Here is a 23997-nt window from a genome sequence, read left to right as displayed (position 1 = left end):
CCACAAGCCGTTACGATAAGCAATCAATAGTCAGCAGGAAGTACCGTTTTGTTACTCGAAGGAATTGAAACATTATTAGTTCTTGCTGAAGAAGGAACGATGAGCCGGGCAGGAAGCCGCCTTTATCTCAGTCAAAGTGCTGTCAGTAAGCGAATCGCCAAGCTAGAGCAACGTCTAGGGAAAAAGCTCATCGAACCCGCAGGACGCCACATTAAATTGACCGCGGATGCCATCGCCCTTATCGACAATATAGGGCCAAGCTATAAAGCAATGAAAGGGCTAATCTTCGATCAACAGCGTATCCAAGATCATTCTCTCATTCGCCTTGCCTGCTCAGAAACGTTAGTCGCAGGCTACCTCGGCAACTTAATGGGACGCTATTTTAAATGTGATCCTTATATATCAATCACCACACATCACACACCTGTTATCGTCGAAAGGGTTCAATCTGGCGATGCAACCGTTGGGTTTTGTGCTGGCCATTTACCCCCACAACATGGTTTATCAACTCAGCATCTGTTTGATGAGCCGTTTGCAATTGTTAGTCTACAGCCACTTGAACAACAACCAACCCAGCTACTGGTGAATGACTTCAATAACCCAGCAAATGCAAACCAAGCAGGCATACTTCAAAAGGCAGGGATCCTTCCTTTAATGGAAATGGACTCATACACAGCCGCCGCTCAGCTCGCATTAGGTGGTGTGGCTCCCGCTCTTGTACCAATTTCAATCACGAAAACCTTAAAAATAAGCCCTGAGCATTGCCATCATTTTGACTTTTTACATGCTCTCACTCGCCCAGTTCACCTGTGCTATCGGCAAAATAGTTACCAATCAGAACGCATTCGCACACTTATTGAAACCATTGCGGGTTCTGTTCCAACAGTAATTTAATCGCCATTACCATTGAAATAATCACAACCATAGGTCTGATCAACTTTCGTCCTTTCGCTATTACAACTTTTGCCCCCATGCGTGCCCCAATAAAGCCTCCGACAGCCATCACCAAGCCGACTTCCCACACCGGTAGCCCTGCGGCAATGAAAAATAAAAGTGCAGCGAAGTTTGAAGTAAAGTTTAAGATTTTGGTTCTAGCCGTTGCCTCAACCAAACCAAATTGTGCAATAGCCACAAAGCAAATGGTATATAGCGCACCAGCACCGGGGCCAAAAAAACCATCATAAAAGCCAATACTCGTACCAACCGTTAGTGCAAAAACGTTTTCTGATAATTTAGGCGTTCCACCGCCTTGGCCTGCTTGGGGGGCAAAAAGAAAATAGAGTGAAATACAAACTAATAAAATAGGGATGAGGCTCGTTAGTAGCCCGGCATCAATACGCTGTACAAGCTCAGCACCTAGCGCAGCACCAATAAAAGTAAAAACAATTGCATTACGCATTTCACGTAAACTGACAAAACCATTTCGTACGAAATATAGCGAGGCTGAAAAACTACCAAATGAGCCTTGAAGCTTGTTCGTTGCGAGCGCTTGTGTCGGCGGTATACCCGCTGCAAGTAAAGCTGGCACTGTTAACAACCCACCACCACCTGCAATGGCATCAATAAAACCAGCAAGTCCCGCGACTAAAAAAAGTAACCCAAGCACGTCGAGTGACAAATCCATTAAATACTATCTCTTCTATCAACTGGTTAAGGTGCATGAAACTAGCACTGCAACGCAATAAGGAACAGTGAAACTAAGGACGACAACCTATTCCAGTTAGGAATTGATTGTATTTTTATCATGCTCTTCTGATACGTCAATTTTGTGCTAGAAAGAAATAAGTGCCTATTTTTCAACCTTTAACCGGCCATTATTCACACAAAATCAGACTTAATAGACTTATTCTGTTAACCGAATCTCAACTATTTCCATACCGCCATGCCGATTCGTTATTGAGAAGCAGTATTTAGCATTTAACAGCGCCGACCAGTTTGCGCACCATACCCACAAGTTATTGATGGTTTTTATTTCATCCCTTAGGGAGAGGACGGGTTATGTTTGTAGTATTGCAACTCATGGTGGTATTGGGCTGTATCTATTGGGGACTCAAAATGGGAGGCCTTGGCGTAGGTTTAGCTGGGGGACTAGGTTTAGCCATTTTAACTCTGGGGTTCGGGCTCGAGCCTAGTGCTCCTGCCGTTAATGTTATTTTGATCATCATGGCAGTTGTAACGGCAGCCTCTACCATGCAAGCTGCTGGAGGGATGGACTGGCTGGTACACCACGCTGGCAACCTCATGCGACGTAACCCTCGTTATATTTGCTTTTTAGCGCCGATGATCACTTGGTTAATGACGATTATGGCAGGTACTGGATACACTGTTTTTTCAACATTACCTGTAATATCAGAAGTCGCGAAAGAAATTGGGGTAAGACCCTCACGCCCCCTTGCTGGTGCCGTTGTGGCGTCACAAGTCGCTATTTCAGGCTCTCCTATTTCTGCCGCTATGGCTGCGATGATCTCCATCATGGAACCCATTGGAGTAAGCTTCCTTGAAATAATGGCCGTTTGTCTTCCCGCTTCGTTTATTGCAGCCATGGTTGGCGCATTCATTGCTTCACGCCAAGGCTGTGAACTCAAAGATGATCCTGTTTATCTCTCGCGGTTACAACAAGAACATAAGCAACACACCAGCCAAAATATATCCTTAGATCCAAAAGCTAAATACTCCGTCATGCTGTTTTTGTTAGCAACGGTTGCCATTGTTATCTATGCGGCATTTCCGGCTCTACGCCCACACTTTGCCGATGGCAGCATGATGTCGACACGCGATATCATTATCGTCTCAATGTTTGCCGTCGCTTGTCTGATGGTACCAATGTGTAACGTTCACCCAGACAAAATCATCCGTACAACAACATTCCGCTCCGGTATGAGCTCTGTGGCAGTCATTCTGGGTATTGTGACAATGGGTTCGACGATGGTGAATGCTTACTTGCCTGAAATTAAAGAGTTTGCAGGTACACTCCTGCAATCTTACCCAATGCTGCTATCACTGGTATTATTTGGCACTTGTACATTACTGCTTTCTCAAGGTGCAACTACACCACTGATCATCCCTTTAGCGTTAAGCTTACAAGTGCCTCATTGGGCAATACTCGCGTCGTTTGTCGCTGTGACTGGTGTGTTTGTTTTACCGACTTATCCAACGTCGCTAGCTGCCATTGAGTTTGATTCAACAGGCTCGACTCGAATGGGTAAGAATATCTTTGATCACCCATTCTTATTACCGGGTTTAGTTGGGGTCGCCGTTTCAACAGTTTGCGGTTTCCTTCTCGCTCCAATGATTGTTTAATATGACGCGATAATTCTGTCATTGAAGCAATAACTGTCTGGTTATTGCTTCAATGCTATTCCGCTATATGCTCTCGTAGTGCCCGCCAAACTTGCTCTCCTGCAGGATGCAAACGAGCTTGATAACGATAGGCATAATAAGTAATTGGTAGTCTCAGGTGAGTGTCACCGACAATAGCAACCTTCCCCGTTTTTAACTCTTCCCTTATGGCATAGTCAGGCAGCCATGCAACCCCAAGCCCTTGCAAAACAAGTATCTTTAACAAGTCTGTCATTGAGGATGAAAAGATCGGCTTTAGCCTTACCTGATCACGTATAGCTTCAACTTGACGCCCCATATAAGAACTTGGGCTATACGCGAGCCAAGGCACTTCTTGACGGTTTGTAAAACAATAAAGCGGATTTCCCTCATTATCACAGGCACAAACAGGTAAGAGCTCAGCTTCACCTATTTGTAATGACTGGTAAGGGGGTAATCGAAGTAGTTCATCATCAAAAGCCAGTAATAAATCACAGCCCCCTTCTTGTAACTCTTCAATGGCCTGATCGACATCAATGGCTTCTACGCTTAACAACGGGTTATGTTTTCCAGCCAATAATTTCGATTGGACCGAGGGGACAAGGCTAGTTGCTAACGAGTGTGCAGCAGCAACCCTTACAATATTGCCGCCCAGTTTAGACAGATCAGACAATTGCCCGATCCCATCCATCATTTGATTCATCAACGTGCGAGCTGTAATTCGAAACAAGCGGCCACTCGGCGTCAACGCCACTGGGGTTTTGCTCCGATCGATTAACTCTGCACCAACAGTATGTTCAAGTGCTTTAATGCGCCGGCTAAATGCAGGTTGGGTGACATTACGCTTTTCAGCAGCCAATGAAAAATTCCTGACTTCAGCTAACACTAAAAAGTCTTCTAACCACTTGCTTTCAATATTCATAAACGTCGAATAAAAAGAAAAGCGTAGTATAACGAAACATGTTTCACACAAAGAGAGATTTCAAGGCATATAGATCACACTTTCACCATCAAGTCATACCGATTATGCATAACAGGCTCAGCAACGGCATTTCTCACAGGGCAACAGCTAACTTATAGTGAATTCAGTTAAAAATACTGTAGGAACAGCATTATGAGCAGGAAGTTGGGTATTTTAGGTGGTATGGGACCGTTGGCGACCGTTGAGTTTATGCAGAAAATAATCGCACAGACGCCAGCACATAACGATCAGCAGCATATCCCTATGCTTGTTAGTAATAACCCGCAGATCCCAGATCGCACTGCCTTTCTCATCAGCAATGGCGCAGACCCTTATCCAGCACTTAAGCAAGGTATGGAACAGTTACAGCAAGCAGGCGCAGAATGTATTGTCATGCCATGTAATACTGCGCACTATTGGTATCCTCGCCTCGCAAATAGCTGCAACGTACATACAATCAGTATTCTTGATAGCGTTGTTAAAGAAGCGCACTGCCGAAATTACCGGAAAGTCGGTATTATGGCGACAACGGCTACAATGCAAACCCGCATGTACCAAACCAAACTCGCGCAAAAACAAATATCGGCAATCGGGACAACATCCCCCCAGCAACAAGCCGTTATGGAAGGGATTTATGCCGTTAAAGCAGGCGATATAAAGCTTGGCCACCAGCTAATGAAGCCGGTCTTTGACTCACTGATCGCTCAGGGTGCTGAGGCAGTGATCTTAGGTTGCACCGAAATTCCAGTCGCACTGGCAGAATTAGCTCATAACCAACCAGAGCTTTGCCTTGATTCACTGAATATCCTTGCAAAAGCATGTATCGAATGGGCAACCGAAGATACTGTAGAGCTTGTGGCATAGCCCTTAGTTATCAGGGTTCATACCACCAATATCATACATTCCATGGCTTACGTATTCCGCTACGAGGATAATGAAGTAAGCCATTCTGAATTTTGTTCAAGTAAAAGCTTTGCTGCCATTATCATTGATACAACCACGACTAACGGGCGAATAAGTTTACGTCCTTTCGTTACGACGACTTTCGCGCCTAAGCGAGCCCCTATAAATCCACCAATTGCCATGATCAAGCCTATTTCCCAAATCGGCAGTCCAGCCAAAATGAAAAACAATAAAGCTGCAAAATTTGAGGTGAAGTTGAGTACTTTGGTTTTAGCTGTGGCTTCAACAATCCCTACTTGAGCGATCAATACAAAACACACTGCAAACAAAGAGCCGGTGCCTGGACCAAAGAAGCCATCATAAAAGCCGATACCCGCCCCAACCGTTAATGCAAAACCAGCCTCGCTCATTTTAGGCTGGCCGCCACCGCTTCCAGCTTCAGGCGCAAATAAAAAATAGAAAGCAATACAGACAAGTAACACAGGGATCAGGTTTGTAAGAAGCCCAGGGTTAATCACTTGTACCAACAGCGCCCCGATTGCAGAGCCGACAAAAGTACAACAAATGGCCAAACGCATATCACTGAGCTTCACGAGGCCATTACGGACAAAATACAGCGAAGCTGAAAAGCTACCAAATGAACTTTGTAATTTATTAGTCGCAAGTGCCTGTGCGGGTGGTATACCAACAGCAAGTAACGCCGGAACTGTGAGCATTCCTCCCCCTCCAGCTAAGGCATCAATAAAGCCAGCTAAACTCGCAACAAGAAAGAGTACACCAATCACATCCCACGAAATGTCCATCACTACCTAAACCACCTAATTAATCAATCAACATCAATACTGGCGGCATAGATTACGTGCTAGTTAAATAAAGAAAAGAAAAACTAAAGCCGTAACCTATTCCTTTAACGACTTAATCGTGATTCGCTAAATGAAATCTCAAATTCTACACAATGAGAATGACGGGAAACCAGATGCAATTAAGTGCCTGAATAAAAACAATTAAATTAATGGCACTCATCTTGCTTAGTCGTTCTAAGGTAACTCGACTTCAGCACTTAATGACAGAACGGACGACCTGTATGATGATTAATAAATACATCTTTCCTTTAATAGCCCTGACTTCATTTGGGGCTAATTCGGCAACAATAGACATCACCTTTGGTAGTTTTACTGCAGAGTGGCAGAACGTCGTCACATCTGATGGAGGTAATACGACAACAGAATCAGGAACGGCAACCGACCCAATGATTAGCTGGGGGGGAAGTGCTGGCTACGGGCAAAGTGGCTATACTTTTGAGTCGGAAGATACATTTGTCACAACCTTTGATTCTGCAACAGAGCAAAGCGATGTCTTCAATTTAGGGACATTCACCCACGCCAATAACCCCGTTTACCCACCTAGTTTAGACAACGCTCAATTAAAACTAACGACAACAGTCTCTCTTGGCGGTGCCGCGTCTTCTCCCATTGAATTCGTGTTTGATTTTAACCACGAAGAGACACCAAACAATGACACGCCATGTGCTTACCCCGAAACAGTCCAACAACCAGATGTTAACGATAATGGCTGTGCTGACCGAGTACTCGTTAGCTCGGCGGCTGCAACGCAGACATTTCTAATCGACAGCGTACAATACACCATTGCGGTTGAAGGGTTTAAAGTCAGCGGTAATACAATTTCTAGCTTCCTAACCAAAGAAGTAGCAGATAATGAAGCTATCATCACGGCAAAAGTAATGTCTTATGAGAGAGCGATGATCCCGCCTACACAAATACCAGAGCCAGCACCGTTAGCATTTTTAGGTGCCAGTTTTCTCTTTTTTGCACGCAAACTTAGTGTGCATAATTCATAGAACGGGAATTTATGATCAAGTCCGATTTCGACACATTTCAGCAGGAAATGATAGCTGAACCATGATGTAACGTTTGAAAACCTCATCATACCCTTGGTCGTCCAACGCTTTTTGCATGCACAGCAACCAAGCCTCTTTTTCGGCAATTCCTATTGAGAGGTGGCGGTGGGCTCCAGGGATGTTCATTGAGCCGTATTTTTCACTATAGCGTGATGGACCGCCCATCCAACCAATTAGGAACGTAGTTAGTTTTTCACTTGACTCCGTTAGGTCATCAGCGTGCATTGCTCGAATAGCAGCAGCTTCAGGTAAGGTGTCCATATGCAGATAAAAACTATCTACCAAAGTTTTCACACCATTTTCACCACCAGCAGCCTGCAGGGTCGAATCACCTAAGCCATAAGTTGGTGTTGTTTTATTTTTCATCATTGAGCAGTCTGGTCGGTAAGGTTTCATAATAGGCTGAAATATAATATATAAATATCGGTATTGCTACTTAGATAGAGAAACTGCCATAAGCACTGGATCACTTATTTATACCACTCTGCGTGCAAAAACAGCTTAATCAAACGTACATGGAGTAAGCAAAGTATACCTCACTGCCACCACCCAAAATGTCCCAAAAACAAGTCTGTTGTACTTAACTGTGTTTATCATCGGTTAATAACACAGCATGAAGACAATATTTAATCGTGTAAAAAAGGCTGACACATTAACGTAACGATACGTACGATCTCGCTTTAACGCCTATTTTTCTCACTTTATAACTATAAGAATTAGTGAATAGCGTGTTTAAGAAGACTTTAATTGTAAATAAAACTGACACTCTAAACGCACCAAAATGAACAGCTGTGTTGTTTAGATAAAATCTAAACAACATAAGGCTCTGAATAACAATCAATAAATGAAATCGTCAATTTAAGACGAAAAAAATAAATGGTCTAAGTTTTGCCTAACAAGTACATGCTATGTCGTACTTGTTTTCAAGGAGCATTATAACGTGCTAAAGCCAACCTCGATTTTTTTAACAGCCCTGTGCTTTGTCTGCGCACCCTCATTGCTCGCAGGCCCAATTGACCTATTGAATAACTATCAACTCATTGTGTTCAACGATCTTGAGTCGACTAGCGAGGTGGATGGAAAAGCACTGATCATGGGTGATCTCAACGGCACCGCCTCTAACTATACAACTCAGCAGCCACAGGCTTTGGCAAATGAGGTCGGGTTAGTTGTTGGTGGAGACCTCAATGTTAATGTACAAGTTAACAATGGTTATAGTGCTATTGTTGGCGGTAACAACAATGGGGTTGTATCCCTCAACGGTGTCGGAGGAGTGCTCACTAGCGATACCAGTAGTTACAACTTTGCTCAAATACAGACTGATCTATTACAATACTCTTCTTTTCTCGCCTCACTTTCGTCTAACTCGCTGCTAACACAGCCTTCAGCATGCTGCGGCAATGCCAGTTTCGATGTTGGTAGTTCTGTTGGTCATGATCTTGCTGTCTTTAATATCGATAGTAGTGATTTATTCGAAAACCCCTTTGTGCAAAGTTATTCGCTTAACCTAAACACTCAAGCCCCTTCAGCCATTGTCATTAATGTCGCCGGTACAGATATCGATGATTCAACCTACACAGCCAATGCAATCAGCGAATTTGTTAATTCGGCTATCTCTGAATTAATAATTTGGAACTTTCACCAATCAGAAACACTTAATTTAACCAAAGCTATTTATGGCAATGTACTTGCGCCACTTGCAACACTAACCAACCATACTGAAATAAAAGGTTCAGTGGTGGTTAACAAACATTACCAATACGGCAAAATCTGGGGTCCGATCTTTTCAGGTGCGATGCCAGATGACACACCTTTTATCCCCGAACCGACAACATCAAGCGTCATCGCATTAGGGCTGTTTGTCCTTGGCTGGCGTCAAAATAAAAAGCTCCTACTCTAACGAAAAAAGCCCTTTGTTAAAGGGCTTTTTATTCTGTCTCTATCCTGTTATCAAGCTTCGTATATCGGCCCACCAAATGCCGTTACTGGCGGAGCGTCACCAACAAACTTCTCTATCTCAACGATTACTGTATTGGCGCTGGTTGCCTGAGCCAACTCGGATGTTCCCACATCCATGGTGACAGTATTTGGGTCACCATAAGTATCAATTGCCCCAACCTTTTCATTCAGTGGGCCATACCATGCCCCCTCATAAATGCGCACAACACCCGGAGGATAATCAGCTGAAACACGTGCCCCTGCTAATAACTGCCCTCGGTCATTAAATACCCGAACCAAATCACCGTCTTTAATACCTCTGGCTTTCGCATCTTCTGGGCTCATATAAACAGGTTCTCGCCCCTGTACAGTGTATGTCGCACGGTATTCATCTGACTCACACATTTGCGAATGAAGACGTTGGTCTGGGTGGCATGACTGTAACCATAATGGATGCTTATCTGAACCAGGGCCGCCATGAGAACGTTCAGCCTTTTCAAACCACATTGGATGCCCTTGGCAATGCTCGTAGTTGTAACTTGCAATTTTTCGGCTATAAACTTCGATGAAACCAGACGGGGTGCCTAATGGGTTAATTTCCGGGTCTTCCCTAAAATCTGCGTGGCGTACAAAGTTTTTACCCACACCAAAGTCGACCCAGCCAGCTGCATTAATATCCCAGAATTTCTCGAATTCCGGCATTTCAAAATTAGCTTTGTTCGCTTCTCGGCAGTCATCATATAAACGTCTCACCCACTCCATCTCATCCATACCACGGGTGTACTCTTTTTCACGTCCAAATCGACGACAAAAATCAGTGAAAATATCGAAATCGGATCGCGATTGATAAAGTGGATCAACCAATTTATGCATAGCCAGTATGCCTGTCGCTGAGTATGCACCATAAAGGTCAATATCATTACGCTCAAATTGGGTACATGCGGGTAAAACGATGTCTGAAAAGCGGCATGTGGCTGTCCAAGCAAACTCTATAGTGACAACAGTTTGCAGTTTTTGAAAAGCAAGTTTCATCCGATTACGATCTTGATGGTGATGCCACGGATTACAACCACTAACCACCAGCATTTTAGTGTCAGGTAAAATCACCTTACTGCCGTTGTAGTTGATCTCTTTACCCGGCTCTAAAATAGCATCAATCCAACGGGCAACAGGAATTGTCCGACTGTAACCATTGAAGTCGGTGTTATCCCATTTGGGTTTCTTACCCTCATCAACATTACGGGGAAAACCACCAGGACCAGCAGCCCCAGTTGGTGGGATCCCGACACCACTGTAATGGTGAGAATAAGAAATACCACCACCAGGAAGACCGATTTGCCCAAGCATGGTCGCGATAACAGCACCCATCCAATAAGGTTGTTCGCCGTGTTGCTGGCGCTGTGCTGCCCAGCCAAAAATAATTTGGGTACGTTCTTTCGCGATCATTCGCGCAAAATCACGGATTTGATCAGCCTTTACACCACAAATAGACTCAGCCCATTCCGGTGTTTTCGCAGTCTTATCGTCAGCTTCACCAATAACATATGGAATAAATTCATCAAAACCTAATGCATAGGTATCAATAAATTCTTTATCGTACAGATCTTCAGTGTAAAGAGTATGTGCAATGGCAAGCATGAAAGGCACATCAGTTTGGGGGTTAACGTAGATCTGATCGCAGCCAAGGTAATTTTGGCTTTTTGACTTAACTGGATCAATAGAGATCACTTTGATCTCCCCTTTTGCCACTTTATCTTTCAGCTGTTCATAATATTCGTAAGAGTCATGTGTTTCACACTGCCAACCTACTTGCGTATTTTTAATGGGATCATTTGCCCATAAAATAACATTTTGACTGTTCTCCAAGATTTCAGGCCACGACGTCCCCTGCGCATAAACCTCAGTTGAGCCAAGTATATATGGCATAATCGTTTGACCAGCACCCGTTGAGTAGTCACCGATTTTAGTCATGAAATTACCGTGCATCCCGACGGCACGCTGCATATGGTTACCACAGCTGTGAAACTGCCCTGTTTGACGCCAGCCTGTCATGCCAGCGTGCAATGCCCATGGACCATAGTCTTTCTGCACACGTTCCAGTTCTTGGTAAAACAAATCGAGTGCTTCATCCCAAGTAACCCTTACAAAGCGATTGTTTCCTCGAGTATCCCCACTGTATTTATGTTTTTTTAACCAATCTAGGCGGACCATTGGGTATTTCACCCGTGAAGGGTTATAAATGATCCCTTTTATTCCTTTCAGCATATCTGTCGGGTATTTGTCACGCGCTAACGGTTCGATATCTGTCACTTTACCGTTATAAATTCTGGCGCGGAACGCACCCCAGTGCGATCCTGATACTTTCCAAACACCATCAGCAGAATAAGGAGATGAAACCTCTTCTGCAGCCCGTGCAGCGGATGTTAGTAAACTCGGGCCAATAACCGCTACCGCACTAGTTGTTGCTAGCCCTTTAAGAAAATGTCGTCGACTCAGAGACATAGTTAACCTCACTTCGCTTCTTTTAATGGTCGGCGTCAGAAAAATCTGACGAGTGCTTCTGTAAATATTTCAACACTAATGCTTCACTATCACGGTCAAGGTTGATGAACGCGAGCATTCCGTTGAACATACCAGGCCAAGTATTCGCATCGAAATGATTCTCTGCTGGTTGGGTATGACAGACACTACAGTTGTCGTTATAAGCAGGGCGAGCCTCCGCCCAAATCACTTCAACATCGTCAATCAGTGATTCTTTCGGCATCCACAGTTTTACAGAAACGCGTTGCCACCCAAGTCCCGTTAAGTCGTCTTCTTTCTCTTCAAATTTTTCCACTAGTGTTTCATTTAAGGCTGCATCTTTACTTAAAGCTGCTGTTGGAATATTCATGCCAAAGTCTTCATTGATTACCCGGCCAAAGCCCTTGGTTTTACGCCAACCCGCAATTTCAACCTGTACAGTATTATCTTTAACTTGAACAACCTTAACGGCAGAAGCTGGGTTTAGCTGACCACCGTCAATGGTTAAGCCTTCATCTTCGTACATTGGCAGGTAGCGTACACTGTAGTAATCTTTGCCTTCGGAGAATGATGTGCGTTCGGCTTTTTGTATTAAGCCAGCAATCATCCCACCTGACGCTTCCATATTGCCAGGTAGTTCATGGGCAATACCTTTATGGCAATCGATACAGCTTTGATCCCGTTCAGCGGCTTGCTTCATCTGCGTTCTGGCTATGTCTGACATTTCATCCCAGTTCATACTCTCGTATGCATGGCAGTTTTTACACTCTAAAGAGCCGTTAGCAGAGAAACGCTCCCATTCATGGTTAGCTAACTCAATTCGTTTCTCTAAAAATTTTTCACGTGTATTGATAGTGCCAAAAATCGCACCATAAACTTCTTTGCTCGCCTGCATTTTACGCGCAATCTTATCCGTCCAATTATGTGGAACGTGACAGTCCGGACAGGTTGCCCTTACGCCCGAATGATTCGACCAGTGAACCGTACCTTTTAGCTCTTCGTATACGTTGTCACGCATTTCATGACAACCAATACAGAATTTTTCAGTATTGGTTACTTCAAGTGCAGTATTAAATCCTCCCCAAAATATAATCCCAGCGACGAACCCGCCTAACGTTAATACACCCAGGCTAATATGGACTGCTGGCCGCCAGAATGTTGCCCACAGTTTTTTCAAAAAACTTATCATACGCGTTACCTATTTCCTTAATTTGGCTAAAAATGCATGCTTAACGGTTAGCCGTGCCCAGGAGGGCCTAATAAGAACACTTGCATTGCCCAGACAATAAAGCCGTAACCTCCGACAAGGGCAACAGCAAGAATAGGAAAGAGGAAAATGGTTATAAAGAGGAAAGAGCGCCACTCATATTTAGCTCTATCTTTGTCACTTACAGCTTCTGGAGTACTCATGCTGACATCCTTTTTATTATGCTCACTAATAGGTCAGCCCAGCAGTGAAAGGGCTATAACGAGTAAGTATAGTTAAAGATGTTATAGCAATGTTACTTAAGGTTATGGACGGAGCAAATATTTGATCGCAGGCACATTTATATCCCTACAGATATCAGGTGAGATGTGTCATTCGAAGCTAAGGGAATGGTGGTGAGGAATAGGTTTGCTTAACAAAAAATGACGCTTGAAAGCGTCATTTTTAGAGGGGAAACAGCGATGAAAGATTTACAGCGAAACACTATAGAGTGTTTGACTCTGTTGATATAACTTCAAACGCTGTTCAAATTTTGCGATTCGCTGTTCACTAGTGTTATCGAGCTTACCGATTGCTTTTTCTTGTGCTTTTATCGCTTGACGGAATTCACCGCACGCAGCATAAGCGGCAGCAAGGTTATCATAATCACCGGCATCACCAGCACCTGAGCGGCTTAATACTTGTTTCGCAAGCTTTAATGCTCGTTCACCATCTCGCATACGTTCATCAGAACACGTTGCATATAACCACACAAGATTACGTTTTGATTCTAATGAACCGCCATTTGATGCTTCATTAAACCATTTGATAGCATTGCCACAATCAACTGAGCCTGTTGCACCAGAGGCATAGTACATACCTAACTCGACCATTGCAGGCACGTCACCTTCTTTCGCGGCTTCAGTATACCAATGTAACGCCTGTGTATTATCTTGTGGCAACATTTGTCCCAACTTAAATAAATCACCAATCATGGTTTTTACTTGGGGCATATCAACTGCCGCTTTTTCAAGCCAATACATGCCTTTAAGCGGATCTGCTTTCAAGCCATTCGAGCCTTCAAGATAAGCACGACCTAGGAAGAGCTGCATGTTTTTATCACCTTGTTCTGCTTCTAGCTCAACATAATTCAATGTTGATAACAGGTGATGTTCCGGTGAAGTCGTAACAGATGCACTAACCGTTGTAGTGCCCATCACCGCAAGGCCAAACATTGCACCGAACACAACTTTTTTTAGGGTCATAACTGCAGGCATATCGTGGTCTCTTTTTTCGAAGGCGTTTTCTCTGGAAAGCAATTTAATCAATGTACGATTAAAAAACAACCAGCCATTATTAGGCAGTAACACCTAACAATATAGACAATTGGAGTTATTACATTTTCTGTCAGGGTGTTAGGTAGAGCATAAAAAAGAAGGGGATTGTCTGAAATGAGAGATAGATCGTGATTTTCTACTGTGGATTATAAGGAATTATGCTGAATATAGACTTAATCAGCAGCATAGTTCTCTTTTTGGTGAGTCACTTTTAGCTCCATAAAAAGAAAACCGCCAAGATAGGATCTTGGCGGTACATCATTCTTCAGCAATCTGGCCGTTACAAGTTAAGGTAGTGTTCCTCACCTGCTTTTATATACTTGCTTTGGTATTTAGGCGCATCACCATCTAAATCGATATCTAAATCAATTTGGTTAGGTAAGTCTAACAAAGCGTCACACACCAACACTACGTCATAATCACCTTCAGGCACGTATTGCATTGAGTACTGGCTATCGTCAGACACTTTCGCTGTCATAACGGGCGCATACTGTGAGCCTAAATCACCGTAATTCGTATCTTTGTCATACAAGTACACATACGCATCTTTGGTAGGTGTAACACATGAACCCAGATCAACATCACCTAAAATCGTGCCTGATAATGCTTCATTTGCAACCCGGAAGCCTTCAGCTTTAAGCACGTAAGCATCATTAATTAATTGGATCATGCTACGAAGGTCAAAAGACATGATGAATTTTTCAGGCACATCAATATTAATGTTCAAACCATCAAATTTAAGATCATCAACAATGTCCATTTTCAGCTTATCGACTGGGTTCCCCACATACGAATACGGCGTATCTAAGAAATCACCATAGCTACCTTGTAATACTGACAATGCCATTGATGTATATTCACCGACAGGTACTAACTGTTCCGAGATTAAATTAGCGAGATCAATACCTGTAATATCATATAAATCGATCACGATAAATTTAGGATAACCATCGTTATAAGTCGGAATTTCTGAATCAGCAGGAATACATTGCTGCGAGTTCACCCCATAAGGGTCGCTCATACTTTTTGTTGTCCATTCAATGATAGTACCTGATAAGTCCGTAATTGAAACAGCATCAATGGCTACACAGGCTTGGAGATCATCGGCTCCTTTTGGTACTTCTTCCGGCGGTACAGAAATATCAACCGACACAGGTGCCGTTCCGCTGTCCTGGTTCGCTGATGCACCTGCTGCTGTTGATGAATCGCCATCTGAACCGCCACACCCGGCTACGACAAGCGTGGCGAGCATAGGTAATAGTATTTTGTTCATGTCATCACCCCTACGACAATGTAAAAACTGGCCGTTACCAAATCAATCTGCTGGCCGCTGAGTGTTTGGCTGTATTGTTATAAATGGCCGGATCTGAATCTGACAGTTCAAATTTTAGGAGCTAATGACAGGGCAAAAAAATTATCCGAAGGCTAATTAAGTAATGAGAAAAAGTTCTTACTTACAAGACGAAAAAAAGGCCGGTTTCACAACCGGCCTATTACCTTTTCCTTGTCAAATACGAGCTAAAAACGCATTGTGTCTAACCCAGTTACACCGGATTAAGCTCTAGGACTTCCTGAATATTTGCCTGTGGCTTCGGCTCTTGACCGAAACCACGCAAACCAACCACATGCACGTGTTCACGATCTTTAAAGATCTTGCGTACCAACTTGTAGGTTGTACCTTTTTCCGGGCTAATATTCTCGGGTGCCGCAATCAGTAACTGCATATCAAGACGATCACACAGTTCAAACAGAGTCGCAATTGACTTAGCATCAAGGCGTGCTGCCTCATCCAGGAATAATAAACGACAAGGGATAATATCCTTACCACGTAGACGTCGTGATTCTTCTTCCCAGCTTTGTACAACCATCAGCAGAATAGCCTGGCCAGTACCAATCGCCTCACCGGTTGATAACGCACCAGACTCAGCCTGTAGCCAACCATCGGTACCACGGTTTACTTCAATGCTTAACTCTAGGTAGTTACGGTAATCCAGCAACTCTTCACCCATGATCTGCGGTGAACGCTGGCCCATATCAATATGCGGATTCAAGCGCTGGAATAATTTGGCAATCGCTTCAGAGAATGACAAGCGTTGATTACCAAACAGATCCTGGTGTTGATCTTGCTGTTCAGCTAGGCCATGTAATAATGATTCGTGCGTATCACGCACTTTCACATTCAGACGTACCCCCTTCACCTGACCAAAGCCGATATTCTGCAAACCTTGGTTTAGCATACGGATACGGTTTTGTTCACGCTGAATCGTCTTACGAATAATATTCGCAACTGAATCAGAACTGATCGCCAGACGCTGTTCACGCGCTGTTAGCTCTTCACTTAAGCGCGCCAGCTCCACTTCCATTTCTTCGATTGCTTCAACCGGATCATCAGTACGGATTATATCGTGACGGATACGTTCACGCAGGTGTTGGTACACCGCAATATAGAACAGTACTTTACGTTCAGGTCGTGACACATCTTCCGATGCACGTAATGCATCACGCAGATCTTCATTATCAGCGACGGCTAAACGAAGCGCACCCAACGATTTATCTGATAGTGAACGCAACTCATCGGCAGACATATACGCCATTTCACGGCGATGTAGACGTCGTTCAACATCGCTTTCACGCGCTAAACGCAATACTGCACACCAACCTGCCTTGGCGGTTACCACCAACTTACGAATTTCTTGGTACTCTTTACCTACTTTACGTAGGCGCTTTACCAAGCCTTTCATTTCAAGCTCTACCGAAGTGATGGCTTTTTCAAGTTGACTACGGCGAGTACGAGAAGAATGCAGGCGCTCATTAAGTTCATCACGACGTACACGTGCACGTTCTTCCGCTTCAACATCGGCACGTACACCCAGCTCTTGTAGCTCACGCTCAAACTCTTGTACCGTTTCCAGTTTCGCCTGATGTGAACTCTTCAGAGAAGCCAGTAATTGGTTATACTGATTTGCTTGCGCACGAGATTGCTTCAACGCATTACGGCAGCGTGTGCGTTCACGCTCAGCTGCAACAAGTTTCGCTTTAAGCTGTTCATTCAGCTCAGAGCTCTTGCTCAACAATTCAACCGAATCGGCATAGCTAAAGTGATGACGACGCTCAACCAAATCGGCAACCGCAAAGATTTTGGTCTTCAGAGCCTGAAGCTTCTCATCAGCCTGTTCATAATCAGCTTGTAATGTATCGAATTGCTCTGGATCGGCTTCGAGTGCTGTTACCAGCGACTCTAGCTCAGCAATTGCTTTACCGTGCGTTGTGATGAAGTATTTTGCTTCATCCAATTGCGCCAACTGCTGTTCAATCTCGTCAAATCGTGCAGTTAACGTGTCATCTTCGAGCAAGTTAACCAATGGGTTAATTTTGCCGAGTAATGCCAAACCTTCACGAGCCGAGGTCAATTGACTACGCTGCTGTTGCTCTTTCGCATCAGTTTCCGATAGCTGGCGAGCAATTTGGTTACGCTTGTCACGAGCAACTTTCAATGCTGCTTCAGGATCATCGTTGAAAGCCACTGACATATGGCTTGCAACAAAGCTGTTGAAGCTTTGATACAAACGCTGCAATTTCTGAGAATCAAACGACGCTTTGGCGTGATTTTCTACAACTTGTTCACGCTCATCACGCAAAATCTCTAAGCGTTGTTCACGTGCCGCACGGCCGAACAATGGCACTTTAGGGAAGCGAGAATAACGTAGCTGACGGTCATTAAGGTGAACGCAAACCGCATCTTCAAGCTCATCGACATCAAAACCACTGTCATCGAATGATTCAGCTTCACCTTCAATGATATACAAATCATCAGGGCAATCGTCCAACGCAACCAGCTTATCTTTGATCCCTTTTAGATCAGGCACCACAATCGCGTGGCGAGCCGGGCCGTACATTGCACTGAAATAAGGGGCATCAGCTAAAGTGATGTCGTCATAAATCTCAGACAGTAATGAACCGCCTAGGGTATCAGCCAACCCACGAAGGCGCGCATCGTCACTACCACCAGGCTGTGCTAAACGTTCAATATCAAGCTCAAGCTGCTTTTTCCGCGCTGCAAGTTGATCACGGTTGCTTGATACTTCACGCTCTTTATCCAGCGTTTGCTGCATGGCTTCCATTACAGCTTGGCTGTCATACAACTCACGCTCTGATTGATCGGCTAGTTTTTCTAACGCATCAGAGGCTGCAATCCACGCTGGAGCCGCCGCTTCTAATGTCGAAATTTGAACCGCTAACTGCTGATCGTGTCGGCGCTGCTCACTACGCTGTTCAACAAGAATTTCTTGCTCTTGCTCAAGGGCTTCAATTGTTGCTTCATGACGCGCTTGCTCTTCGGCTAACGCCAACTCACCATCAAGGGTTACTGCAAAACGCTTGGTATACGTTTCCGCTAATTCTGTCGCTTGACGTTGCTGACGAACTGCACGCTCAAGATCGCGGTATTGCGCTTTAAGTTGCTCGCCACGCTCAGTTACTGAGCGAAGCTGGCGCGCTTTAGCAATCAATTCTTTGGCTTTCGTACTTACCTCACCGCGCTCAACAGCCCCAGCAATGGTAGTAACAATTTGCAGGCCTTTCTCAAACTGTTGTGCTGCTGCAGATGACATATCAAGCTTATGCTTCAATGCCAGTAACGCGGTTGTTTGCGTGTCTTGCTCTTGCTTAAGCTGCGCAAGGTAAGGCACAGCCTTGTCAGCAAGTAGCTGATGGTCACCCGATAGCTCACGTGCTTTTTCCAATGCCTGTACCGCTTGCTGGTACTGAAGAGCACGGGTTTGCTGCATATCAAGCGCTTGTTGATAATCTGCCAGTTGAGTTTTTAAGCTATCAACCTCTTCTTCGGTTAATAGTGATTGCTCTTCTGCCATCGCCAACTGTTCAGCGGCTTCTTCAACCACCATCACCTGCTCTTCAAGACGCTCTGTCAGCTCTTCAAGATCTTCACGGTAACGCTCGATTTTTTCTTGCTGACGTACGGCAGTTTGAACCAATTGCAGGTGATCAGATGCAGCTTGATGATCTTGCTCAAGCGCACCTTCGCGCTCGGTCAGTTCATCTAACTCAGCTGTCATATTGATCATTGATGCTTGCTGATCATCTAACGATTTGCGTGAACCTAGTAATTCACTACGTAAACTTAAGGTTTTTTCTAACTTCTTGCGACGCTCATTGGCATGACGCATGTAGTCAGCAGCAACATAGTTGGTTGCTTCAGTGATCAAGTGCTTAAATAGGTCACGATCGCTTTGCGTTAATTTTATGGCTTCAAGCGTCATGCGGTTTTCACGCAGCGCCGCTTCCATATCTTGGAATGCTTTTTTCACACCACCATTTTGTGGCAGTAGGTAATCACGCAGCGAGCGTGTAATCGCACTAGAAATACCACCGTAAAGCGAGGCTTCAATCAAACGGTAGAACTTCGAGCGGTCTGAACTATTGCGCAGTTTCTTAGGCAGCACACCAAACTCAAACATCTGTGCGTGGTAATCAGTCACCGAACTGAAAGCTTTAAATACTACGCCTTCGTAATCAGCGGCGATGATATCTTTAACTTCATTGATTTGGCGAACACGAGCCTGATTTTCAGACAAGGTTTCAACCAGTAATTCCGTTGGTTTAACGTGTGAAGGTAAACCTTGGATAATGAAAGGCTTAATATCGACTTTCTTATCACGGCCCGCCACTTGCTGTAATTTCACCGCAAAGATAATGCGCTGTTTTTTAGAGTTCACCACATCCAGTGCCGCGTAACAGGCTCCCGGCTTTAGTTTACCGTGTAGGCCTTTATCACGAGATGCATTGGAGCTGCCCGCTTCAGTGGTATTACGAAAATGCAGTAGACTCTGATCGGGGATCAACGAGGTGATAAATGCCGCCATGGTGGTCGATTTACCCGCGCCATTACCACCCGACAGTGTCGTTACCAGATTATCAATGTCAAAAGTACGTGCAAAAAAGCCGTTCCAGTTGACCATTGTTAGCGATTGATACTTACCGCGTTCCATTAGGCTTCACCCTCCTGCTCGCTGTGTTCTAGATCTTGCTTCTGGTCTTGTTCATAAATAGAACCAGCATCAAGCAAGCTTGATTGGCTTGGCTCTTCTTGGTGAACAACAACTGCTTCACCATCACGGATCAAGCGAATTTGTGCTTCACGCATATCATCGCCAGCACGCACATCGGCGCCAAAACGGAATACCGCTTCGCTAATACGGAACTTGCCGTTTTCACCCACAGGGATCAGCATTCCAATGCGACGAAGGCGACGCAAAGACGTTTTTACCTTGTCGTATAGTTTTTCTCGGTCAAGATCAGAGCCTGTTGCACGGTTAGTCACCAGCTTCATTAGCTTCTTCTCGTCCGCTAACGCCAGCAGCTCTTCAAACATCTCTTGATTGGTGAAAATACCTTCATTTGCCAATCGCTCTGGGCTCAAATAAAGGAAACACAATACTTTACCCACCAGCATATCAATTTCAGATAGTACCGAGCGGCCAATTAACGAGGTGGAACGTGGGCGAAGGTACAAGAAACCTTCTGGCGCACGAACGAGCTCTGCGTTATAACGCTTATAAAACATCACCAGCTCTTGTTCAAACTCGATCAAGAATGCGTGATTGTCTAAATCTTCACTTGAGATATGGCGGCCTGAGCGCAGGGCATTATCTAAAGCAGGGAAAAGCGGGTTGGCAATCGCCTTGGCCAGCTTTTCAGGCATAAATTCTTCAATATTTGTCAATGACATTTGCTTGTACCTTGGCTCCGTAGTCATTAATTGCTTCCCAGTCAGGTTGAATGGCGTTGAAATCCGATTCGGAATAACCCAGTCTTACAGCCTGATCAATCACAATGCGTGAAACATCAAAGTGTTGCGCTTGTGTGTGCTGAGCCAAATAATCTTTAAGAAGCAAACTTAAGTTAATTGCAGCGCCCGTTTCTTTATGGGCTTGCAGCATGACAGCAATTTTTTCAGCTAACTGATCCTGAACCAGATTGAGTTCTTCAAACTCCATCTCTTCCGGCACAATCCCCGTCACTTCATCGTCACGTAGCACCAAGGTTTCATCACGCATATCGAGCAAACGTTCAGTATCGGCATATGTGAGTACCCATGGTGCATCAAAGTAGTCGGTAACCGATTGGCGAAGACGCTGACTGAACGCACGGTTCTTATCCATATCAATCGCAGTACGGATAAATTTATGGACATGGCGGTCATAGCCAATCCATAAGTCAATGGCCTGTTGGCCCCAGTTGATGATCCGATCCAACTTCGCTTGTAAGTTGAAAACCATTGCATCAACAAAATCCAAATCAAAATTGCCTTGTGTTTCTTCCTGAATAATCAGCAGTTGCGTTTGCAATTGATCACCCGCAGCCTGCAAAGTGTCTTGCAACTCACGTAACGTGCTTGATGTCTCATTCAGTAACGTTTCACAGCTGGTGATAGCGGCACGCCAATCTTGATTCAGCAGCTCAGCAATATCATGCTTTACCTGCTGTTGCTGCTCATCCATGGTGCGTTGGTTCAGATCAATGCGATCGAAAATCTCGGCAACCGAGTACTTCAAAACAGCATGTACATTTTGACGCCAGTGTTTTTCGTCACCGCCCTCTTGGGCAGCTAAAGCTGCTTTATTGATTTCATCTGCCACCATTGCCAATTGGATTGACAATTTCAGGGTCGAATACTCACGGTGACGCGCGTAATAATCGGTGATGCCCAACGCAAGTGGGCTTAAACGGTAAATACTCGCACCGTCTGTGACTTCACTGGTAAAGCGGGATATCAAACGTTGGCGAACCAACTCATTTATGGCGTTATTGGCACGAAATGCCACGGTTTCCGGTGTTTGATCAAACATGTCGCTAACAATACGAAATGCGTCGATTAACTCACCTTCACCTAATTCTTCATCGAAACGATCGCCGCTTAACACCGCAATCGCCAACAAGAACGCCAGCCGCTCGGTTGGCAGGTTAAGCTCTAATTGATGTTGCTTAACCCAATTAACCAACTCGGGAACGGTCTGGGTAACTTCACTCATCCGTTGTCCTTATTGCTGTTGTTTTTATTTATCTCACTGCCAGCCAGTGGCTTTTGTGCATAGACGTGAATATAACGTCCTAGAGATAAATAAGGTTCTTGACGGCAAAGTTTTTGCTCCATCTCAAGAACCTGCTCAAAACTGTAATCACCTACCATGGTTGTTTGCATGTAATCATGGAAGGTACGTACACCGGTTTTTCCCAAAATGGTGAAACCAGCATCGATTAACCAACTGTACACTTCATCGGGTTTTATCCCTTGCTGAGGTTGCAGCTTAAAGCGTTTACGGTGTGGCATCCCCTCTTCTATATGTCTGAGGTTGYCACAAATCAGGTTCTTAAACAGCAAACCATTGTAGTTATAGAACATGACTGAAATAACACCGCCAGGTTTGGTTTGCTCTAATAAACGGTCTAAGGCCTCTTTAGGATCTGATAGCCATTCCATCACCGCATGAAACAAAATAAGGTCTACAGGTTCATCAAGGTGCTTGCCGATTTCCTGCACTGGGCTATGAACCAGGCGATATTGCTCAAGAAGACCATTTTTAGCAATTTCTTGCTCAGCCAATTTCAGCATTTCGCCAGAAAGATCACATAACGTGACATGATGTCCCAACTCAGCAATTTTTTGCGATAGCTGGCCAACACCCCCACCCGCATCTAATACATGCAGTGGCTCATTCGGTTTTAATACGGCTAAAATTTGCTCAAGATCTTGCCATACTACCGTTTGGCGAATTTGCCCTTTGGCAGTACCGTAAATATTTTTTGCAAATTTTTGCGCTAAGTCGTCAAAATTTCGATCTTCGATCACGGCTGCTTTACGTTATGATAGTGATTCTAAATATATGGCTTATTTTCTCACAAGCGAAATAGGAATAAAGGCTTGTGATGCTTTTTCGAGCTCAACTGCTGATTTTTCGGACGACATTGCATGTTTGAACTAAAAAAAATTGTTTCAACCTTTTTGATGCCCCTACCCGCGATGCTACTTCTTGGGTTATTCGGGTTAATGCTTTTATGGTTCACCCGCCGTAAAGGACTCGCATCATTTTTCATCGCCTTTGCGTTTATAGGGATATTTTTGGTGTCATTCCAACCTATCGCAACTAGCTTACTCCGCCCATTAGAGAAAGCATACCCACCGTATGTCCCTTCTAGTCGAGCAGTGGAATATGTCATGGTACTCGGTAGTGGGCATGTCATCGATAATGCAATGCCTATAACCTCACAGCTATCACGGACGTCATTAATGCGTCTCTCTGAGGGTATTCGCATTCACCGCCTGTTCCCAGGTTCTAAAATGATCTTATCCGGTTATGGAGGTGGGACAGAAACCAGCCAAGCTCGAATGATGGCAAAAGTAGCATTAGCGCTCGGGGTGAATAAAAATGACATCTTATTGCTGGAGACAGCAAAAGATACCTGGGAGGAAGCATTTCAGGCCGCGTCTGTTGTGGGTGACAAGAAATTAGTCGTTGTAACCTCGGCAAGCCATATGACACGAGCAATAAACGAATTTAAAGAGGTAGGGTTAGACCCAGCAGCAGCACCGACTAACTTTTTGGCCAGTAATAAAATAGAGCAACCATGGGAACGCTATCGCCCACAAGCTAAGTACCTAGAACAAACAGAACGTTACTGGTACGAGAAAATGGGGCGCTGGTGGCAACAACTAAGAACCATTGTGAAACCCAAAGCGCCTGAGATTCAAGAACCCGTAACACCTGAACAGCAATCAGATGTAAAGACATCTTAGTCAACAAGTAGTTGCCTACCAATTACTTCGTCGAACCACCACCTGTTCATCACGGGTGGTGGTTTTTTAGCCGCTCTATCGCTTTGATATACCCTGCCACTA

General features: G+C 44.5%; 19 protein-coding genes. 6 read left to right on the top strand and 13 right to left on the bottom strand.

Going from position 1 to position 23997, the window contains the following annotated elements:
• Window positions 1–48: 48 nt before the first annotated feature.
• Window positions 49–894: a LysR family transcriptional regulator gene (locus L4D78_RS14185; protein WP_428467525.1), complete on the top strand. Its 846-nt coding sequence runs from the start codon at window positions 49–51 to the stop codon at window positions 892–894.
• Here L4D78_RS14185 and L4D78_RS14180 read toward each other — a convergent pair.
• Entirely contained in the window at window positions 854–1624 is a 771-nt protein-coding gene (locus L4D78_RS14180; protein WP_428467524.1) for a TSUP family transporter, read from the bottom strand. The genes L4D78_RS14185 and L4D78_RS14180 overlap by 41 nt on opposite strands.
• 374 nt (window positions 1625–1998) lie before the next feature.
• Here L4D78_RS14180 and L4D78_RS14175 point away from each other — a divergent pair, with 374 nt between their 5' ends.
• Complete coding sequence (locus L4D78_RS14175; RefSeq protein WP_428467523.1) at window positions 1999–3300, top strand: anaerobic C4-dicarboxylate transporter; 1302 nt, start codon at window positions 1999–2001, stop codon at window positions 3298–3300.
• Between the two features lie 55 nt (window positions 3301–3355).
• Here L4D78_RS14175 and L4D78_RS14170 read toward each other — a convergent pair whose 3' ends face one another.
• Entirely contained in the window at window positions 3356–4240 is an 885-nt protein-coding gene (locus L4D78_RS14170) for a LysR substrate-binding domain-containing protein (RefSeq protein ID WP_428467522.1), read from the bottom strand.
• Between the two features lie 192 nt (window positions 4241–4432).
• On the opposite strand from L4D78_RS14170, the gene cuyB reads away from it, so the two are divergent.
• Window positions 4433–5143 carry a cysteate racemase gene (cuyB, locus tag L4D78_RS14165; protein WP_428467521.1) on the top strand — a complete coding sequence of 237 codons (711 nt, stop codon included), beginning with the start codon at window positions 4433–4435 and terminating at the stop codon, window positions 5141–5143.
• A 59-nt stretch (window positions 5144–5202) separates the two neighbouring features.
• Here the strand turns inward: cuyB and L4D78_RS14160 are convergent, their stop codons facing one another.
• A complete protein-coding gene (locus tag L4D78_RS14160; RefSeq protein WP_428467520.1) occupies window positions 5203–5985 on the bottom strand; it encodes a TSUP family transporter in 783 nt (260 codons plus the stop codon).
• A 281-nt stretch (window positions 5986–6266) separates the two neighbouring features.
• Here L4D78_RS14160 and L4D78_RS14155 point away from each other — a divergent pair, with 281 nt between their 5' ends.
• Window positions 6267–7040, top strand: coding sequence for a THxN family PEP-CTERM protein (locus tag L4D78_RS14155; protein WP_428467519.1), 774 nt, complete (start codon window positions 6267–6269; stop codon window positions 7038–7040).
• Between the two features lie 15 nt (window positions 7041–7055).
• On the opposite strand, the gene L4D78_RS14150 is transcribed toward L4D78_RS14155, so the two are convergent.
• The gene (locus L4D78_RS14150) at window positions 7056–7469 is read right to left on the bottom strand and encodes a group II truncated hemoglobin (protein ID WP_428457504.1); all 414 of its coding nucleotides are present in this window, start codon (window positions 7467–7469) and stop codon (window positions 7056–7058) included.
• Window positions 7470–8040: 571 nt separating this feature from the next.
• On the opposite strand from L4D78_RS14150, the gene L4D78_RS14145 reads away from it, so the two are divergent.
• Complete coding sequence (locus tag L4D78_RS14145) at window positions 8041–9000, top strand: collagen-binding domain-containing protein (protein WP_428467518.1); 960 nt, start codon at window positions 8041–8043, stop codon at window positions 8998–9000.
• Window positions 9001–9050: 50 nt separating this feature from the next.
• On the opposite strand, the gene torA is transcribed toward L4D78_RS14145, so the two are convergent.
• From torA to cmoM, 9 genes are all read right to left on the bottom strand, one after another.
• Window positions 9051–11540 (bottom strand): trimethylamine-N-oxide reductase TorA, encoded by a 2490-nt coding sequence (gene torA, locus L4D78_RS14140; RefSeq protein WP_428467517.1) that lies wholly within the window; start codon window positions 11538–11540, stop codon window positions 9051–9053.
• 22 nt (window positions 11541–11562) lie between these two features.
• Window positions 11563–12747 (bottom strand): pentaheme c-type cytochrome TorC, encoded by a 1185-nt coding sequence (gene torC / locus L4D78_RS14135; protein WP_428467516.1) that lies wholly within the window; start codon window positions 12745–12747, stop codon window positions 11563–11565.
• Window positions 12748–12794: 47 nt separating this feature from the next.
• Entirely contained in the window at window positions 12795–12968 is a 174-nt protein-coding gene (locus L4D78_RS14130) for a periplasmic nitrate reductase, NapE protein (protein ID WP_428457500.1), read from the bottom strand.
• A 267-nt stretch (window positions 12969–13235) separates the two neighbouring features.
• Entirely contained in the window at window positions 13236–14021 is a 786-nt protein-coding gene (locus L4D78_RS14125) for a tetratricopeptide repeat protein (RefSeq protein WP_428467515.1), read from the bottom strand.
• A 340-nt stretch (window positions 14022–14361) separates the two neighbouring features.
• Window positions 14362–15354 carry a DUF4382 domain-containing protein gene (locus L4D78_RS14120; RefSeq protein ID WP_428467514.1) on the bottom strand — a complete coding sequence of 331 codons (993 nt, stop codon included), beginning with the start codon at window positions 15352–15354 and terminating at the stop codon, window positions 14362–14364.
• 271 nt (window positions 15355–15625) lie between these two features.
• Entirely contained in the window at window positions 15626–20089 is a 4464-nt protein-coding gene (mukB, locus tag L4D78_RS14115) for a chromosome partition protein MukB (protein ID WP_428467513.1), read from the bottom strand.
• Entirely contained in the window at window positions 20089–20829 is a 741-nt protein-coding gene (mukE, locus tag L4D78_RS14110; protein ID WP_428467512.1) for a chromosome partition protein MukE, read from the bottom strand. The genes mukB and mukE overlap by 1 nt, the downstream gene beginning before the upstream one ends.
• Window positions 20810–22132: a chromosome partition protein MukF gene (gene mukF, locus L4D78_RS14105; protein ID WP_428467511.1), complete on the bottom strand. Its 1323-nt coding sequence runs from the start codon at window positions 22130–22132 to the stop codon at window positions 20810–20812. Before mukF ends, mukE begins: the two co-directional genes overlap by 20 nt.
• Window positions 22129–22950 (bottom strand): tRNA uridine 5-oxyacetic acid(34) methyltransferase CmoM, encoded by an 822-nt coding sequence (gene cmoM / locus L4D78_RS14100; protein WP_428467510.1) that lies wholly within the window; start codon window positions 22948–22950, stop codon window positions 22129–22131. The genes mukF and cmoM overlap by 4 nt, the downstream gene beginning before the upstream one ends.
• 120 nt (window positions 22951–23070) lie before the next feature.
• Between cmoM and elyC the strand changes: the two genes are divergently transcribed.
• Window positions 23071–23895, top strand: coding sequence for an envelope biogenesis factor ElyC (elyC, locus tag L4D78_RS14095; RefSeq protein ID WP_428467509.1), 825 nt, complete (start codon window positions 23071–23073; stop codon window positions 23893–23895).
• The last annotated feature ends 102 nt before the right edge of the window (window positions 23896–23997 follow it).

It is taken from the genome of Photobacterium minamisatsumaniensis, assembly GCF_050336695.1.
Taxonomy (GTDB): Bacteria; Pseudomonadota; Gammaproteobacteria; order Enterobacterales; family Vibrionaceae; genus Photobacterium; species Photobacterium minamisatsumaniensis.
The sequence above is the reverse complement of the archived record's forward strand: the minus strand, read 5'-3'. Positions and strand labels throughout refer to the sequence as shown.

Coding starts and splice junctions, on each gene's coding strand:
- L4D78_RS14180 (WP_428467524.1), bottom strand. CDS start 1,624: ATGGATTTGTCACTCGACGTGCTTGGGTTACTTTTTTTAGTCGCGGGA.
- L4D78_RS14175 (WP_428467523.1), top strand. CDS start 1,999: ATGTTTGTAGTATTGCAACTCATGGTGGTATTGGGCTGTATCTATTGG.
- L4D78_RS14170 (WP_428467522.1), bottom strand. CDS start 4,240: ATGAATATTGAAAGCAAGTGGTTAGAAGACTTTTTAGTGTTAGCTGAA.
- cuyB (WP_428467521.1), top strand. CDS start 4,433: ATGAGCAGGAAGTTGGGTATTTTAGGTGGTATGGGACCGTTGGCGACC.
- L4D78_RS14160 (WP_428467520.1), bottom strand. CDS start 5,985: ATGGACATTTCGTGGGATGTGATTGGTGTACTCTTTCTTGTTGCGAGT.
- L4D78_RS14155 (WP_428467519.1), top strand. CDS start 6,267: ATGATGATTAATAAATACATCTTTCCTTTAATAGCCCTGACTTCATTT.
- L4D78_RS14150 (WP_428457504.1), bottom strand. CDS start 7,469: ATGATGAAAAATAAAACAACACCAACTTATGGCTTAGGTGATTCGACC.
- torA (WP_428467517.1), bottom strand. CDS start 11,540: ATGTCTCTGAGTCGACGACATTTTCTTAAAGGGCTAGCAACAACTAGT.
- torC (WP_428467516.1), bottom strand. CDS start 12,747: ATGATAAGTTTTTTGAAAAAACTGTGGGCAACATTCTGGCGGCCAGCA.
- L4D78_RS14130 (WP_428457500.1), bottom strand. CDS start 12,968: ATGAGTACTCCAGAAGCTGTAAGTGACAAAGATAGAGCTAAATATGAG.
- L4D78_RS14125 (WP_428467515.1), bottom strand. CDS start 14,021: ATGCCTGCAGTTATGACCCTAAAAAAAGTTGTGTTCGGTGCAATGTTT.
- L4D78_RS14120 (WP_428467514.1), bottom strand. CDS start 15,354: ATGAACAAAATACTATTACCTATGCTCGCCACGCTTGTCGTAGCCGGG.
- mukB (WP_428467513.1), bottom strand. CDS start 20,089: ATGGAACGCGGTAAGTATCAATCGCTAACAATGGTCAACTGGAACGGC.
- mukE (WP_428467512.1), bottom strand. CDS start 20,829: ATGTCATTGACAAATATTGAAGAATTTATGCCTGAAAAGCTGGCCAAG.
- mukF (WP_428467511.1), bottom strand. CDS start 22,132: ATGAGTGAAGTTACCCAGACCGTTCCCGAGTTGGTTAATTGGGTTAAG.
- elyC (WP_428467509.1), top strand. CDS start 23,071: ATGTTTGAACTAAAAAAAATTGTTTCAACCTTTTTGATGCCCCTACCC.